Below are 15,766 nucleotides of genomic sequence, written 5' to 3' on the forward strand. Positions count from 1 at the left end.
AAAATTCTTCAGGAATCGGCACCCAAACCCCTTGCGGACCTGCTTCCACGGTGCTAAAAAATCTATGTCAGCGAATATAGATCGACTGACGTGGATGTTGGATCAACTCTCACGAGGAGGGAAGCCATGTTGATGCGAACCGATCCGTTCCGCGAGCTGGACAGGCTAACCCAGCAAGTCCTCGGAACCACTGCACGTCCGGCGGCGATGCCGATGGATGCATGGCGCGAGGACCAGGAATTCGTCGTGGCCTTTGATTTGCCGGGTGTCACGGCGGACTCGGTGGACGTGGATGTCGAACGGAACGTCCTGACGGTGCGGGCGGAGCGTCCCGATCCCGCTGGCAAGGATACCGAGCTGATTGCCGCTGAGCGGCCGCGCGGCGTCTTCAGCCGCCAGCTGATTCTTGGCGACACCTTGGACACAGAGAAGGTGAAGGCCAGCTATGACGCCGGTGTCCTGACGCTGCGGATCCCGGTTCCGAAAAGGCCAAGCCGCGCAAGATCGAAATCGAAACGAAGGGGGAAAAGCAGGAAATCGCTGCCTAGACCTTAAGGACCGGGAGGCGGCCATATCTGTTGACTGCCTTTTTGGGGCGAATCGCCATTCTGTGCACGCCACAGCGCCAAACAGCGCAACGGCAGCGTAGGCCCTGACCTCCCGACACGGCGGCCCCCGGCTTTGGCCGGGGGCCGTCCGCATGTCCGGGCGGTCCACGTCAAGGGTCAGGTGCCCAGTTCCAGCATCAGCGCCGGCAGTTCGTCGGCAAGTTCACGGGCCAGGAACCCCAGCGGGCCCAGCCTGCTGGCCAGCCTGTCTGCCGCGGCTGCGTGCAGGTGGGTACCCCAACAGGCTGCCTGCGCGCTGCTGGTTCCCCGGGCACGAACCCCGGAAATGGCCCCGGCCAGCACGTCCCCGCTGCCGGAGGTGCCCAGTCCGCCGTACCCCGTGGTGATCTTCCACAGGTCCGGCTCGTCGGGGTTCAGCCCTGGCGGCTGGGTGATCAGCCCCTGGCAGCTGACTACGGCGTCGAACCGTTCGGAGATTTCGGCCAGGTCCTTCTCGAGGTCATCCGTGTCCCGCCCCAGCAGGATGCCGGCCTCCGTGGGATTCGGTGTGAGGATGAGGCGGCCGCGCCACGGGTCCAGCTGGTCCTCCAGGTGTACCAGCGCGGCCAGCGCGTAGGCATCGAGGACGACGGCGGCGCCTTGCCTGCTGCCGGCGCCACCACCGGGGTTGCCGCCACCGCCGTGGCCGCCGCCGGCCTCGCGCTTAAGCAACGCCTCCAGCAGTTCACCGGCAAGGTCGGGGTCGTCCAGGCCGGGCCCCACCAGGAGGGCATCCGCCTGGTCCACGTAGGAGTGGATGCTGTCCAGTTCCGGTTTGACCGAGCCGCCGGCAGTCTCCGGCAGGCCGATGGAACCGCACTCGGGCAGCGCCACCCCCAGCTGGACGGCCACCGACCCGGCAACGGCCAGGGTCAGCTTTCCGGCGCCCGCGCGCAGCGCTGCGGTGCCGGCCAGCAGGGCGGCGCCGGGGGTGGCCCGGGCACCGCCCACCACCAGCACTGAGCCACGGGAATACTTGTCCGCGCCCGGTGCCGGCAGCGGCCACTCCCGCAGGAGCGACGGCGTCACCAGGGTGGCGCCGGAGGATTCACCGCGGCCGGACACTGGTGTCTCCGGCATGCTCGGTGACGGTGACGCCCTGTTCGGCCAGGTGGTCGGCAACGTTGAAGCTCTCCAGTGTCCACGGCCCAACGCCGGAGGGGCGGACGAACCGGGTCACCGAGGCGTTGAGGATGGCCTCCGTGGCTGCCAGGTCCAGCAGTTCCTTCTCGCTCAGCCCCTCCAGCACGTACCGGAACAGCATGATCACGGCGTCGTGGCACACCAGCATCACCCGCTGGCCGGTGCCCAGGCCGTTCAGCTCTGCCAGGACGGACCGCAGCCGCAGCGCCACGTCCGCCCAGGATTCCCCTCCCGGCGGCCGGTAATACAGTTTTCCCAGCCAGTCCCTGCGTTCGGATTCCTCGGGGTAGCGGCTCTCCACGCCCAGCCGCGTGAGCCGGTCCAGGATGCCGAGTTCGCGGTCGCGGAGCCGCTCGTCCGTGCGCACCTGCAGCGGCCAGCCGGCTGTTTCCACCGCAATCTCAGCGGTCTGGCGGGCACGGGCATAGGGGGAGGACACCACGGCGTCAGGGCGGAACTCCCCGGCGGTCCGGCCCAGGGCGATACCCAGCGCCTTGGCCTGTTCCCTCCCGGTTGCCGACAGGTCCACGTCCGCATCGCGGGCCGGAACCTCGATGACTTCCACTCCGGCCGCACGGGCCTCGGTGGCCGCCACGTTGCCTTCGCTCTCGCCGTGCCGGATCAGGAGCAGCTCCACGGCCCCGGCCTGCTGGACGGCCTCCGTCAGGCCGTCGTCTTTTGCTGATTCACCCTTCAAGAAACCACCCCGTCCTCGCCGTGCCCGAATGCCGTGCCGATTTGCAGGAACACTACCAACGGCGTACCCAGGGGGCGGCGGAAAATAACGGCCGACGGCGGCCGCGCACCATGGGTGCGCGGCCGCCGTCGGCGCAGCAACAGTGCCGCGGGGGACCTGAAGCTACGGCTCCGGCGTCAGGACCTTGGAGAACACCGTGGCTCCGTTGGCGTTGCGAAGGCTCACGGTGAAGCTGTTGTCCGCATCCAACTGGACGTGCCCGAAGAACTGGTTTTCGCCGCCGCGCGGGGACTCCCCGGCAATGCGCCCTGCCTTCGAGAACACCACCTCGGGCCCGAACGTGCCGTCCATCGTGTTGGGGCCGAATGATCCCGCGGCGATGGGCCCGGCCACGAACTCCCAGAACGGATCGAAGCCGGTGAAGGCTGCCCGTTCGGGGGAGTAGTGGTGGGCGGCGCAGTAGTGCACATCGGCGGTGAGCCACACCGTGTTCTTCACGCCGTTGCGCTTGAAGGCGCTCAACACCGCGGCAATTTCCAGCTCACGGCCCAACGGGGCGCCGGCGTCGCGGTTGGACAGGCTCTCCTGGTTGACCGGGCCGTCCGGCACCACGATGCCCAGCGGCAGGTCCGCGGCGATCACCTTCCAGGTCGCCTTTGACTTCGAAACTTCGCGGATCAGCCAGTCCACCTGCTCCTGGCCCAGGATGGAGGTGGCGTAAGGCTCCTTGCCGTCCGTGTTGGGCGATTTGAAGGTGCGCATGTCCAGGCAGAAGACGTCCAGCTGCGGTCCGCGGCTGATTTTCCGGTAGATCCGGGCGGGCTGGTACTGGCCGGCGTCGTCGAACGTTCCCGGGCGCCAGACGGCCGAGCTGTCCGCGATGGGCATGTTTTCCTGCCATGCCTGCCGGCCGCGGGCAGCCAGGGTGTTGACGTCCCGCACCGTGTAGCGGGAGTCATCGATGATCTGGCCGGGGTACCAGTTGTTGTGGGTCTCGTGGTCGTCCCACTGGGCGATCACGGGGACGTCAGCGAACATGGCCCGCATGTTGGCGTCCATGGAGTTGTACCGGTGCCGGCCGCGGAACTCGGTGAGCGTTTCGGCCACCTTGGAGACCTCCTCTGTCACCAGGTTCCGCCACACCTGGCCGTCCTTTTCCACCACGCTTTCGGCGATGGGCCCGTCGGCGTAAATTGTGTCGCCGGAGTGGATGAAGAAGTCCGGGCGGGTCTGGTGCATGGCCCGGTAGCCGCGCATCCCGCCGATCTCCTCGTTGATGCCCCACCCCTGGCCAGCGGTGTCGCCGGTCCACACAAAGCTTTGCGCAGACGACGCCGGGACGTCGCCGCCGCTGCTGGTGCCACCGGTGCGGCCCGTGCCGTTGATCGTTCCGGCGTCCGGCGCCGTGCGGAAGCTGCCGCGGACCGTCTCGCCGGCCGCCCCGCCGTCGTCCTCGAAGCTGATTTCCAGTGCGAAGCGGGTGTTGGACGGCAGGTTTCCCGCATGGATCTTGGCGGTGAAATCGGACGCCTGGGTGGCCCGGGGCCCGCGGAGCACCCGCTCAAAGGCGCCGCGCCCGCGCAGGACCTGGCCGCCGTCGTCCACGGCCCGCAGGACTGCCGTCATCCGGCCTGCGCCGGACGCGCGGGACCACAGGACGGCTGAATCGGAGGTGACGTCGCCGGTGGCGATGCCGCTGGGCAGGGTCAGGCGGTTGCGGACCAGCGCAACGCCTGACGGTGTGGTGCCTGCCTGGCCAGCGGCCGGGACGGATGCGAGCGCGGCGGCCAGGACCGACCCCTTGACGACGGTGCGGCGTGAAACGGTGGCGCGGGAGTTCTCAGTCATGCCCTCAGGTTTGCTCCGGCGGGCGCACAGACTCTGTCCCGCTGGTGAACCCCGGGTAAGCCGCTGCTGAACAAGGCGTGGCGGCCGCGTCCGGAGCGTATTGCCGCAGTGGCGACGCGCAAATTCCGCTGCGACGCCCAAAGTCATCGGCGCACCCCAAATATCGCCGCGCCAGGGAATATGCGCGTCGCCAGTGAATAAGCGTGTCGCTGGCGTGCCCTAAGGCCTCGCGAAGTCGCCGATCCGGCCCTCCCGAAGTGCCGCCCCCACGGCCGCGATGCCTCCGTAGTCCGGAAACAGCACGGACTGCCCGGCAACGAAGCCGGAGCCCGCCGTCGGAAGCGTCATGGTGCCGATGGCGTTCACATCAAGGTTGCGCAGGCTGTAGGCCAGGATCGCTGCCTGGACGGGATCGAATCCCTTGTCCACCGTGAGGCAGCAGGAGGCAAAGTCGACCAGCGACCGCACGGCGTTGACGTCGTTCAGGGCACCGCCCCCGGTGAGGCGGGCCAGGATGGCACGGAGCATGATCTGCTGGTCGCGGACCCGTTGGAAATCGCCGTCGGAGAACGCGTAGCGCTCGCGGGAAAATTCCAGGGCGGCCTGTCCGTCCAGGTGGTTCATGCCCTGGGTGAAGACGTGCTGGGTTTCGATCGAGGACTGGAAGGACATCGGCACATTGACGTCGATGCCGCCCAGGCCGTCCACCAGGAGCTTGAACCCGCCAAAGTCGAGCATCAGGGTGTGGTCGATGGTAATTCCCAGCAGCTGCTGCACCGTGGCGGTTTGCAGGTCGATCCCGCCATACTGGAGCGCGGAATTGATCTTGGCGCTGCCGAAGCCGGGGATGTCCACCCAGTTGTCGCGGTTGATGGAGACGAGGTAGAGGTTCCGGCGGTCGGCAGGGACATGGACCACCATCAGGGTGTCCGCCCTCTGGTCTGAGGGTTCACCGGTGGCTGCAGTGTGGGCGGCGGCGTCGCGTGCGGGAGTGTCACGGATGTCGCTGCCGATGACGAGGATGTTCATCGGGGCGGCGGGCAGGTCCGGGATCGGGGCAGGCGGCGGTGGGGGAGCAGGAGCGGGCGGGGGAGTTTCAGAGGGGGTCGGGGTGGGTGTGGGCGTCGGCGTCGGGCTGGGCGACTCGGTTTGGGTGGCTGCAGGCTGTGCTTGCTGGCCGGAGCGGCTCAGGCTGAAGACCGCGACTCCGGCGGCCACCACAATCGCCAGCACCACCAAGGCGGCAATCCAGCGGCGGCGGCCCAAAACCGCCAGCCAGGCCGGCCGGTGGGAACCGGGGGAGCCCGGCGGCCGGGAACCGGAGTTCCCGGAGTTACCGGGCCCGGATGGATCAGAACCGCCTGGGATGCTCATGACGCCTCCACCTCATTGTGTTTGGTGGGTTCAGTGTGCGTCGGGCAGGCCCCGGTTGGCTACAAGGTTATCCAAACTGTCACCTGCGAAGGTTCCATCCGGTTCGGCGTCGAGCTGCTGTAACGCTGTTCCGCTAGGGCGACTGGGGCGCGGTCCCGGGGACCGGGGCGTTGAGGCGGGCATGGCGCAGGATGGAGACAATGGCGGGGGCCAGCTGGTCCTCCATCTCCCGGTACACCTCCGGCGCGCGGCGGTACGGGTCCACGATGTCGTTGTCTGCGGAGTCGGCGGGGAGCGAAAGGTGGCGCACCCCGGCGGCCCGTGCCGGCAAGCCGCGCCACAAGGCGGCGTTGGCAGCCAGCCGGGCGTCGCCGTCGGACGCGTCGCCGCCCGGAAGCGCACCTGGGGAAGATTCGACGGCGGCCCGTTGGGCGTCTGTCCCGGAGGCCCGCTGGGCCAGGACATCAAGCATCCGGGCGAACTCGCGGATGGTGAACGTCCGCTTGAGCAGGGAGGCATCAAGCTGCAGGACCTCGCCGCGGTGCCCGGACGTCATGGTGAGCACCAGGTCAACGCCCCGCAGGATCCTGGGCGTGAGCTGCCGTGCCGCGAACCCTTCGGGATCACCGCCAAAGGTCCGCACGATGTCCGCTGAAATGGGCTGCATGGGTTCGCCCACCAGGGCACGGGTGCCGGCGCTGGACACCTGGAAACCGCCCGGCACCACCTGGTCGAGTCCAGCCTGCAGCAGCCGTTCGGCCACCGGCGAGCGGCAGATGTTGCCGGTGCAGACGGTCAGGATTCGTACTGGTGCGGAAGTGTCCAAGGAGATGTCTCTTTTCCCAGCTGCTGGCGGATCCGGTCCGGACCCGTGCCTTTCAACTTAACACGCAACGGCGCGGCGGCGGGCTCCCGGGCCGGGTGCCCGCCGCCGCGCCGGAGGACGGCCCGGCGGCCGGAAATGCCGGTTACAGGGTGGTCAGCAGCTGCTTCATCTGCGTGATCTCCGCCTGCTGCGCGTCCACGATGTCGTGGCCCAGCTTCACGGCGTCCGGGAATTTGCCGGCGCTGATCTCCTGCTGGGCCATGTCGATGGCGCCCTCATGGTGCCCGATCATCTGCTCGAGGAACAGCCGCGCGGCCTCGGTGCCGGTGGCAGACTTCAGCTTCTCGATGCCGTCGTCGTCCACCATGCCGGTCATGCCGTGTCCGGAGTGGTCGCTCATCATGGTGGGCACGTTCCACCCGCTGAGCCAGCCGGTCATCTGCTCGATCTCCGGTGCCTGCGCCGCCTTGATCTTGGTGGCGAGCGCGGTCACCTCTGCGGGCATGTCCGGCTTGGCCAGGATGATGCCGCTCATCTCCACCGCCTGGGCGTGGTGCGGGATCATCATCTGGGCAAACCTGATGTCCGCCTGGTTATGGTCGGCGTTGGCGCTGGGCATGGTGCCGGCGCTTGGCATCGTGCTGGACATGGGGTTGGAGCTGCCGTGGTCCATGGGCATGCCGTTGCCGGAGCCGGCATTGGCCGCGCATCCTGCCAGGCCGAGGGAAGCCGCCAGGGCAGCAGCAATGGACAGGGTTTTGATAGTGGTGTTCATGGGTCCTTCAGGGATGTAGTGGAACTGGGCCGGCGTACAGGGCGCAGTCCGGTTTACGTCCGGCTGATGGACAGGTCGCACGGTGATGGGCTGGGCGGCAGGTACCCGTAGGAAGAGCCTGGGTTGCCGGCCGCCGGCAGCAACGGAAGGACGGCAAGGGTTGCCTGCGGCGGGAGGACCGTCACGGGGCCGCCGGGGACCGACGGCACGCAGGGCGCCCCCGACTCCTGCGCCCCCGGGCAGGAGTTGCCGCAGGTGCCCGGCGCCAGGGCCGGCGGGTCGGTGGAAGCCGGGGCGGCCGCGTGGCCGGGATGGTCCCCAACCGCGGAATGCACGACGGCGGCGGCCCCAGTCGGTGCCGCGGGGGCGGCCGCGCTGTGCGTATCCATGCCCTGGGCAACAGGCCCGTGCGAGGCATGCCCGGCGGTCAGCACGTGCATGCCCAGCAGCCCGGCGATGACGGCCAGGGTGGCGGCCAGCAGCCAGACTGCGCGGAGGAAGGACGCCACGGCGCGGGCGGTCATGGCTGTCCCCCCTTCCGGTCTGTCCATGCTGTTCAACGTACCTCAGACAGGTTCAGTTTCAGGCGCCGGAGCAGCTGGGCGTTCAGGGCCACCACGATGGTGGAGGCGGACATCATCACAGCCCCGGCAGCCGGGGACAGAACCACCCCGGCGAAAGCCAGGACGCCCGCGGCCAGCGGCACGGACAGGATGTTGTAGCCGGTGGCCCACACCAGGTTCTGCCACATCTTGCGGTAGCTGGCGCGGGACAGGTCCACCATGGACAGCACTGCCCGGGGGTCGTTCCCGGCCAGCACCACGCCCGCCGATTCCATGGCGACGTCGGTTCCGGCGCCAATGGCGATGCCCACCTCCGCGCGTGCCAGCGCCGGCGAGTCGTTGACGCCGTCGCCCACCATGGCCACCTTCAGCCCGCGGCCCTGCAGCTCGGCCACCTTCTTGTCCTTGTCCGCGGGCAGGACCTCGGCGAACACTTCGTCAATGCCCAGGTCCGCCGCCACGGCCTGCGCCACCTGGTGCGCATCACCGGTGACCATGGCCACCTTGACGCCCCTCCGCTGCAGGGCGGACACAGCCTGCCGCGACTCCGGCCGCACCGCGTCCTCCATGCTCACGGCACCCAGGACCGTGCCGCCGTCGACAACGTGGAGCACGGCGGCTCCGCGGTCCATCCACGCCCGGGTGCTTGAGGCCAGGGCCTCGGGTTCGACGACGCCGAGCTCGCGCAGGAGCGCAGGCCCGCCCACGTGCACGGTGCGGCCGTCCACGCTGGCCCGGACGCCCCGGCCCGGCAGGGAGGTGAAACCGGTGGCTTGGGGCAGTGGCAGGCTCCGGGCCCTGGCGGCGCGGACGATGGCCCGCGCCACGGGGTGCTCGCTGTCCGACTCGACGGCGGCGGCGAGGGCCAGCACGGCGTCCGCCCCGACGCCGCCGGCCACGGCAACGTCCTTCAGCTCCGGCTCACCGGTGGTCAGCGTGCCGGTCTTGTCGAACAGGACCACGTCGATGGTGCGCATCCGTTCAAGCGCCATCCGGTTCTTGATCAGCACCCCGGCCCGGGCCGCCTGCTCCGTGGAAATGGCGATCACCAGGGGTATCGCCAGACCCAGGGCGTGCGGGCAGGCGATGACCAGGACGGTGACGGTGCGGGTGACGGCGTCTGGAACGCTTCCCAGCAGTGTCCAGGCGATGAAGGTCAGGACACCGGCGCCGGCGGCGAAGTAGAAGAGGAAGGCCGCTGCGCGGTCTGCCAGTGCCTGGGCACGCGACGACGACGCCTGCGCCTCTTCCACCAGCCTCTGGATCCCGGCCAGGGCGGTCTGGTCGCCCACGGCGGTGACGCGCACCCGGACACTGCTGTCCGTGGCCACGGTTCCGGCCACCACCGGGTCGCCGGCGCCGCGTGCCACGGTTTTGGATTCCCCCGTGATCATGGACTCGTCGAACTCAGCCTGCCCGTCCACCACGGTTCCGTCCGCGGGCATGCGGGCGCCGGGGCGGACCAGGACCAGGTCGCCGGTCTTGAGGTGGGAAACGGGGACGGTTTCCGTGCCGCTGTCCGTAATGCGTTCGGCCTCGTCCGGCAGCAGAGCCGCGAGGGCATCCAGGGCACCCTGCGCCGACCCGAGGGCACGCATCTCGATCCAGTGGCCCAGCAGCATGATGGCCACCAGCAGCGCCAGCTCCCACCAGAAGTCCAGGTCGAAGCCGCCGATGCGCAGGCTGGTGACCCAGGAAGCGGCAAAGGCCACCGTGATGGCCATGCCGATCAGCAGCATCATTCCCGGAGCGCGGTCCTTGAGCTCCTGCAGGCCGCCTTTGAGGAACGGCTGGCCGCCGTACAGGAAGATGACGGTGCCCAGGACCGGCGGGATCCAGGCGGAACCGGGGAACTCGGGCGGCATGTAGCCCAAAAGGTCGCCCATCATGGGGCTGAAATAGACCACCGGAACGGCCAGGACCAGCGTCAGCCAGAACCGGTCCTTGAACATGGCTGTGCTGTGCCCGGCGTGCTGGCCGTGCGTGTGGACGGTATGGTCGTCGTCGCTGCGGCCGCCGTGTTGTCCATGCCCGGCGCCGTGCGACGGCGGCTGGGTCAGGGTTCCGCTGGGTGGCTGGTGATGGTCGTGCGGGCCGCCCTGGTGCTGCATGTCGTGATGGTCCTGCATCATTCCTCCTTCGAGGAAGCCCCTGCCAGGCGATCGGAATTTCCGACGGCGGCAGGGCGCTTTTGTGCCTCAGGCGCGGGCAGGGTGGTGGCCGGTTCCGCGGCGCCGGCAGGGGCGCAGCAGCTGCAGCCGGAGGAAGCGAGGGGGAGCTGGGGGCGGTTCCCGGTGTTCATGTCAGTTCCAATCCGTTGAGGGAATCAAGGGGCGCTGGGGTTGAACGGCTGTGAAGGCCGGTGTGGGCACCAGCCGGGACATACCACTTCACTGACAACACCACCAATATACCCCCTAGGGGTATAAGTGGCAAGGGTTCCTACTCTATGTGTCCGGTGCATCCATAGGGCATCCCGCCCTACCTTCCGGCGCGCGGGGCGACCATACTGGGAGTAGTGACGAGAGCCCGCTCCCATAGGGGGGGGGGCTGGCCGGTGTGCGGGAGGGTGGACCTGTGATGGAGCTCAGCAACCTATACACGTATTCGAGTGCGCTCAGAGACAGTGAAAGCGATGCGGGCATCTTCAGGGTGGAGATGGGGCCTGCAGGCCCAACCTTCCACTGGTCGGACGGGATGTTCCGGCTGCACGGCTACCAGCGCGGCGATGTTGTCCCCAGCATGGAACTGATCTTGTCCCACAAGCACCCGGATGACCGGGAGCGGTGCGAGGAGATCCTGGCGCAGGTATCGACCACCGGCGGGTTCTTCTGCATGTACCACCGGATCGTCGATGCCCGCGGCCGGACCAGGCGTGTGCTCACCTCCGGCGAGGCGATCCTGGCCGCTGATGGAACGCTGGCGGCGTTCGAAGGCGTGACGGTGGACCTCAGCCGGACGCTGCAGCGCGAAACTGAAGAGGCTGCGCGCGAGGCCGTGGTGGGTGCCACCGCAACCCGCACGTTGATCGACCAGGCCAGGGGCATCCTCATGGGGCAGCTGAAGCTCGGCTCCGACGACGCCTTCCAGATGCTGGTCAGCACCAGCAGCCACCGCAACGTCAAGCTGGTGGTGGTGGCAGCGGAGTTGGTGCAGCTGGCCAACTCCCCGGAGGCCCGGACTTACCTCGACCGGGCCGTGCGGGCCATCCAGTTGAACAGCCGGGCAGAACGCATGAACGGCCGGGCAGAGCGCGCCGGGGGCCGCCGCGCCGGGTAGCCGGTACCCGGTAGGATACGTGGAGGTGCGCCGGGAAGTCTGGTCGGCATGGATTTGCCGAACCCGGATTTAAGGACGCCTTCATGACCTCCACCCCGCCCACGCCCAGCAGGAACAAGTTTTTCGGCTCCACCGTCTTCGCCCGCGGCAGCTACGCCGAAGCCCTGCGCATCGGGGAGATCCTCCGCAAGGAAACCGTGGGTGGAGCCCTCCTGGTCCTGGCTGCCGTGATTGCCCTCATCTGGGCCAACTCCCCGGCGTCGAACAGCTACTTTGCCCTCCGGGATCTCAGGGTGGGCTATGAGCCGTGGCACCTGGACCTGAGTCTGGGGGCCTGGGCAGCGGACGGGCTGCTGGCCATCTTCTTCTTCCTCGTGGGCCTGGAACTCAAACGCGAATTCGTTGCCGGCGACCTGCGGCAAGTCAGCAAGTCCATCGTGCCCGTCGCGGCCGCCGTGGGCGGCGTGGCTGTCCCGGCGGTGATTTACGCCGTCGTCAACCTCGCCAGCCCGGAAACTCTGCGCGGCTGGGCCATCCCCACCGCAACGGACATTGCCTTTGCCGTCGCTGTCCTGGCCATCATCGGATCCCACCTGCCCAGCGCCCTGCGGATCTTCCTGCTGACGCTGGCCGTGGTGGATGACCTGATTGCCATCACCATCATCGCGTTCTTCTACTCCAGCGACATCCAGGCCGCGCCGCTGCTCCTGGCCCTCATCCCGCTGGCGGTCTACACCTTCCTGGCCCAGAAGTACCGCCGGTTCTTCGGCCGCCACGCAGTTGCCGCCTGGCTGATCCTGCTGCCGCTGGGTGCCGCGACCTGGGCGCTGGTGCACGCCTCCGGCATCCACGCCACCGTGGCCGGGGTGCTCCTGGGCTTCGCCATTCCCGTGATCCGGTCCCGGGCCTCCGGCGGCCCGGAGGCAGGGCCCGGACTGGCCGAGATCTTCGAGCACCGGTTCCGGCCGATTTCCGCCGGCGTGGCCGTTCCCATCTTCGCGTTCTTCTCCGCCGGCGTGGCCGTTGGCGGGTGGGAGGGCCTGGGCTCGGCCCTGACGGACCCGGTGGCGCTGGGTATCATCCTGGGCCTGGTCCTGGGCAAGCCGGTGGGCATCATGGGCACCACGTGGATCCTGACCAAGGCCACCAGGGCCAGCCTGGACAGCTCCTTCAAATGGATCGATGTGTTTGGCGTGGCGCTGCTGGCAGGGATCGGGTTCACCGTGTCCCTGCTGGTGGCGGAGCTCAGCTTCGGCCATGGCAGCCTCCATGACGACCACGCCAAGGTGGGCATCCTGGCTGCGTCACTGATCGCCGCGCTGCTGGCCACGGCTGTGCTGCGGACCCGGAACCGGCAGTACCGGGTCGCCGAAGAGCTTGAGAGGGTGGATTCGGACCACGACGGCGTCCCGGACGTCTACCAGGAACGCACCTGACCCTTCGCCGGGCTTCAGGCGGGGGCGAGTGGTTTTGCCTGGGTCTTGGCTGATACCTGGGTTCCCGTTTCGGCAGGGGCTTCCACGTGGCGGATCTCCAGGGCCTCGGGGTCCAGCAGCTTGCGGGTGCCGGTGCGGGCGTCCAGGATCCAGAAGAGTTCCAGGTGCGGGACGACGTCCGTCACCCGTCCCTTGTGGAAGAGCCTGCCGCGGTGCCATGCCTCAATCTGGTCCCCGATGCGGAGCTGGGCGGTACGTACTCCTTGTGCCTCCATGTGGGCTGCCTCCTGCTGTTGTATCCCCGTAAGCACAGCTTGCCCTGACGAGGTTGCCGGAGTGTTTCCGCCCGGTGTTTTTTCTGTGTCAGCAGGGGCGGGCGCACCGATCAGAAGCTTGTTCGTCCATCTGTGCCCTGTAGCTTCGGATGTGCGGACAAGCTTCTGATACGCAGCTGAGCGCGGCAGGCCGCAGCTCAGTCCTCGATCGGGAACGCGACGGCTTCGCCCACAACCCGCAGGCACAGCTCCATGCCGGGCCGCGCGATCGACGCGTTCCAGTGCCGGATGGTGATCACTTCGCCGCCGCCGGGGTAGCGGTGGTCGGCGTGCTCTGCCACTTCCTGGGGCACGTTCAGCTTCAGCCGCACCGTGGTTTCGGGCCCGAAGTAGTCGGTGTCCACCACCACGCCGCGGATGGGGCCGTCTTCGGCGATGCGGATCTGTTCCGGCCGCAGCATCAGCTGCACCCGTCCCTGCGCCGGTGGCCTGCGCACCGGGATGCCGCCCAGGGAGCAGGTGGCCAGGGACCCTTCCAGCCAGGCGTCCAGGATGACGGCGTCGCCCAGGAATTCAGCGGTGGCGCGGTCTGCGGGGCGGGTGTACACCACAAAGGGGTTGCCGATCTGGGCCAGCTTGCCTCCGCGCATCACGGCCACCTGGTCGGCGAAGGAGAGGGCCTCGGCCTGGTCGTGCGTGACCAGGATGGTGGTGACGCCGGCCTCGGCCAGCACCTTGGCCACGGCGCGGCGGGTGGCCACGCGGAGCCCGGCATCCAGGGCGGAGAAGGGCTCGTCCAGGAGCATCAGCTCCGGTTCACGGGCCAGCGCCCGGGCCAGGGCAACCCGCTGCTGCTGGCCGCCGGAGAGCTGGTGCGGCCGGCGCTTGGCCATGGCGGCATCCAGGGACACCATTTCCAGGAGTTCGGCAACGCGTGCTGCCACGGCCCGCCTGCCGCCTTCAAGCTTTGCCGCATCAAGGCCGAAGGCAACGTTCTGGCCCACGGTGAGGTGCGGGAACAGGGCACCGTCCTGGGCCACGTAGCCGATCTGGCGCTTGTGCGCCGGCAGCCAAGCGCCCTCACCCGCCACCAGGGTCCCGTTGAGCGAGATGCTGCCGGTGTCCGGATGCTCAAACCCGGCGATCAGGCGCAGGAGCGTGGTCTTGCCGGAGCCTGACGGTCCCACGATGGCGGTGGTTCCGCCCTTGGCCACGGACAGGTTGACGCCCCTCAGGACCGCCTGCGATCCGAAGTTCTTGGTGACGTCCGTGATCTGCAGGTGGCTGTTGGTGGTTGCGGCCACTGAGGGTGCCACCCGCGGCTCGGGCAGCCTGCGGGTCGATGGTGCTGTCACTGTCCGGCTACTTTCTTGGACTGTTGGAAGAGGAGATAGGTCATGGGTGCGGAAAGCAGGATCATCAGCAGGGCATAGGGTGCGGCGCCGGCGTAGTCGATTTCGCTGCTCTTGCTCCAGAACTCGGTGGCCAGGGTCCGGGTGCCGTTGGGGGACAGGAGCAGCGTGGCGGTAAGTTCGTTGGCGATGGCCAGGAACACCAGGGCAGCCCCGCCCGCGGCGGCCGGAGCCGTGAGCCGCAGGGTGACACGGATGAAGGCCAGCAGCGGCGGCTTGCCCAGCGCCTGTGCTGCCTCGTCGAGTTCCTTGGGCGCCTGTGCCAGGCCGGCCCGGAGGTTCACCAGGGCCCGCGGAAGGAACAGGAGAACATATGCGGCCACCAGCACTCCCGCCGTCTGGTAGATCCCCGGTACCAAGCGGATGCTGACGGTGACGAAGGCCAGGGCCACCACGATGCCGGGCATGGAGCTGGTGACATAGTTGGACAGTTCCAGGGACTTGCTGAACCAGCCGGGCCTCCGGACCGCGAGGTAGGCCATGGGGAAGGCGACCACGATGGTGGCTGCGGCGCCGAGGAGCCCGTACCAGAACGTGGCAAGTAGTGCGGGGAGGAATTCGGAGGCGGTCCAGGCCTCGGCCCCGCCGGCCAGGATCCACTTCAGCACGTAGAACAGCGGGAGGCCGAACGCCAGGGCGGTCAGCGCCAGCAGGAAGAGCTGCGCGGGGACGTGGTAGGCATGCAGGGGGAGCCGCAGAGCCTTGGCCTGCACGCCTGAACCGATCCTCGCGTAGCGTGCCGTGCCGCGGCTGCGGACTTCGGCCACCAGCAGCAGCAGGCAGAAGAACACCAGCACGCTGGCCAGCATGTTCCCGGCGGCGCCGTTGAACGTGGACCGGTACTGGGTCATGATCGCGGTGGTGAAGGTGTCGAAGCGGATCATCGCGAAGGCGCCGTATTCGGCCAGCAGGTGCAGCCCCACCAGCAGCGCGCCGCCCGTCAGTGCGATCCGCAGCTGGGGGAGCACCACCCGGAAGAAGGCCCGCCAGGCGCCCAGTCCCAGCGCGGCGGCCGACTGCTCTATGGCCGGGTCCAGCCGGCTCAGGGTGGCTGCCGCCGGAATGTAGACCAGCGGGAAGTAGGAGAGGGTGGAAATCAGGATCCCCGAGCCCAGGCCGCCCAGCGACGGGATGGCCGACACCCAGGCGTAGCTGTTCACGAACGCCGGGACGGCCAGCGGCGCGGCCAGCAGGACTGCCCAGATTCGGTGGCCGCGCAGTTTGGTCCGTTCCACCAGCCATGCCCCCGCGACGCCAAGCAGCAGGCACAGCGGGATGGTGGCAGCCATCAGGAGCAGGGTGTTCAGCAGCAGTTCGCCCACCCGGGGGCGCAGGATGAGGCCGACGGCGGTGTCCCACCCGGTTGCCACCGTCATGTAGGCCACGTACCCCAGCGGGATGAGGGAGAAGAGGGCGATCAGCACCGCCACGACGGACACCGCGGAAACGCCGAAAGGCGGGCGGGGGCGTGTGCCCCGGCCCGCCGTCGTCGTGCTCCGCCGTGGGGGAGCCGATAGATCGGAGGTCACG

Annotated in this window: 14 protein-coding genes and 1 pseudogene; 3 read left to right on the forward strand and 12 right to left on the reverse strand. The window is 68.6% G+C overall.

The annotated features are described in order from the left end of the window. Positions 1–126: 126 nt before the first annotated feature. Positions 127–548 (forward strand): annotated as a pseudogene (locus ASG79_RS17260) (Hsp20/alpha crystallin family protein). Between the two features lie 177 nt (positions 549–725). Here the strand turns inward: ASG79_RS17260 and ASG79_RS17265 are convergent. The 9 genes from ASG79_RS17265 to ASG79_RS23745 form a co-directional block, all read right to left on the reverse strand. Next, positions 726–1,673, reverse strand: coding sequence for an NAD(P)H-hydrate dehydratase (locus tag ASG79_RS17265; protein ID WP_200953194.1), 948 nt, complete (start codon positions 1,671–1,673; stop codon positions 726–728). Then, entirely contained in the window at positions 1,657–2,448 is a 792-nt protein-coding gene (locus tag ASG79_RS17270) for a histidine phosphatase family protein (protein ID WP_018768835.1), read from the reverse strand. Before ASG79_RS17270 ends, ASG79_RS17265 begins: the two co-directional genes overlap by 17 nt. A 162-nt stretch (positions 2,449–2,610) precedes the next feature. Continuing rightward, entirely contained in the window at positions 2,611–4,296 is a 1,686-nt protein-coding gene (locus ASG79_RS17275; protein WP_056392730.1) for an alkaline phosphatase D family protein, read from the reverse strand. Between the two features lie 219 nt (positions 4,297–4,515). Then, the gene (locus ASG79_RS17280) at positions 4,516–5,670 is read right to left on the reverse strand and encodes an LCP family protein (RefSeq protein ID WP_056392735.1); all 1,155 of its coding nucleotides are present in this window, start codon (positions 5,668–5,670) and stop codon (positions 4,516–4,518) included. Between the two features lie 133 nt (positions 5,671–5,803). After that, positions 5,804–6,496: a protein-tyrosine-phosphatase gene (locus ASG79_RS17285; protein ID WP_056392737.1), complete on the reverse strand. Its 693-nt coding sequence runs from the start codon at positions 6,494–6,496 to the stop codon at positions 5,804–5,806. Positions 6,497–6,638: 142 nt separating this feature from the next. Then, positions 6,639–7,271 (reverse strand): DUF305 domain-containing protein, encoded by a 633-nt coding sequence (locus tag ASG79_RS17290; protein ID WP_056392739.1) that lies wholly within the window; start codon positions 7,269–7,271, stop codon positions 6,639–6,641. Between the two features lie 53 nt (positions 7,272–7,324). Beyond that, entirely contained in the window at positions 7,325–7,795 is a 471-nt protein-coding gene (locus ASG79_RS17295; protein WP_056392741.1) for a hypothetical protein, read from the reverse strand. A gap of 32 nt (positions 7,796–7,827) precedes the next feature. Continuing rightward, positions 7,828–9,963, reverse strand: a complete 2,136-nt coding sequence (locus tag ASG79_RS17300; RefSeq protein WP_056392743.1) for a heavy metal translocating P-type ATPase — start codon at positions 9,961–9,963, stop codon at positions 7,828–7,830. Next, positions 9,963–10,136 carry a hypothetical protein gene (locus ASG79_RS23745; protein WP_162256828.1) on the reverse strand — a complete coding sequence of 58 codons (174 nt, stop codon included), beginning with the start codon at positions 10,134–10,136 and terminating at the stop codon, positions 9,963–9,965. The genes ASG79_RS17300 and ASG79_RS23745 overlap by 1 nt, the downstream gene beginning before the upstream one ends. A gap of 278 nt (positions 10,137–10,414) precedes the next feature. Here ASG79_RS23745 and ASG79_RS17305 point away from each other — a divergent pair, with 278 nt between their 5' ends. Continuing rightward, positions 10,415–11,113 (forward strand): PAS and ANTAR domain-containing protein, encoded by a 699-nt coding sequence (locus ASG79_RS17305; RefSeq protein ID WP_056392745.1) that lies wholly within the window; start codon positions 10,415–10,417, stop codon positions 11,111–11,113. A gap of 83 nt (positions 11,114–11,196) precedes the next feature. After that, positions 11,197–12,549 (forward strand): Na+/H+ antiporter NhaA, encoded by a 1,353-nt coding sequence (gene nhaA, locus ASG79_RS17310; protein WP_056392746.1) that lies wholly within the window; start codon positions 11,197–11,199, stop codon positions 12,547–12,549. A gap of 14 nt (positions 12,550–12,563) precedes the next feature. On the opposite strand, the gene ASG79_RS17315 is transcribed toward nhaA, so the two are convergent. The 3 genes from ASG79_RS17315 to ASG79_RS17325 form a co-directional block, all read right to left on the reverse strand. Further along, positions 12,564–12,824 carry a hypothetical protein gene (locus ASG79_RS17315; protein WP_018768825.1) on the reverse strand — a complete coding sequence of 87 codons (261 nt, stop codon included), beginning with the start codon at positions 12,822–12,824 and terminating at the stop codon, positions 12,564–12,566. 197 nt (positions 12,825–13,021) lie between these two features. Beyond that, positions 13,022–14,179: an ABC transporter ATP-binding protein gene (locus ASG79_RS17320; protein WP_186447816.1), complete on the reverse strand. Its 1,158-nt coding sequence runs from the start codon at positions 14,177–14,179 to the stop codon at positions 13,022–13,024. Further along, positions 14,176–15,765, reverse strand: coding sequence for an ABC transporter permease (locus tag ASG79_RS17325; RefSeq protein WP_026265696.1), 1,590 nt, complete (start codon positions 15,763–15,765; stop codon positions 14,176–14,178). Before ASG79_RS17325 ends, ASG79_RS17320 begins: the two co-directional genes overlap by 4 nt. Position 15,766 lies beyond the last annotated feature (1 nt).

The sequence above is a fragment of the Arthrobacter sp. Soil761 genome (assembly GCF_001428325.1).
Classification (GTDB): Bacteria; Actinomycetota; Actinomycetes; order Actinomycetales; family Micrococcaceae; genus Arthrobacter.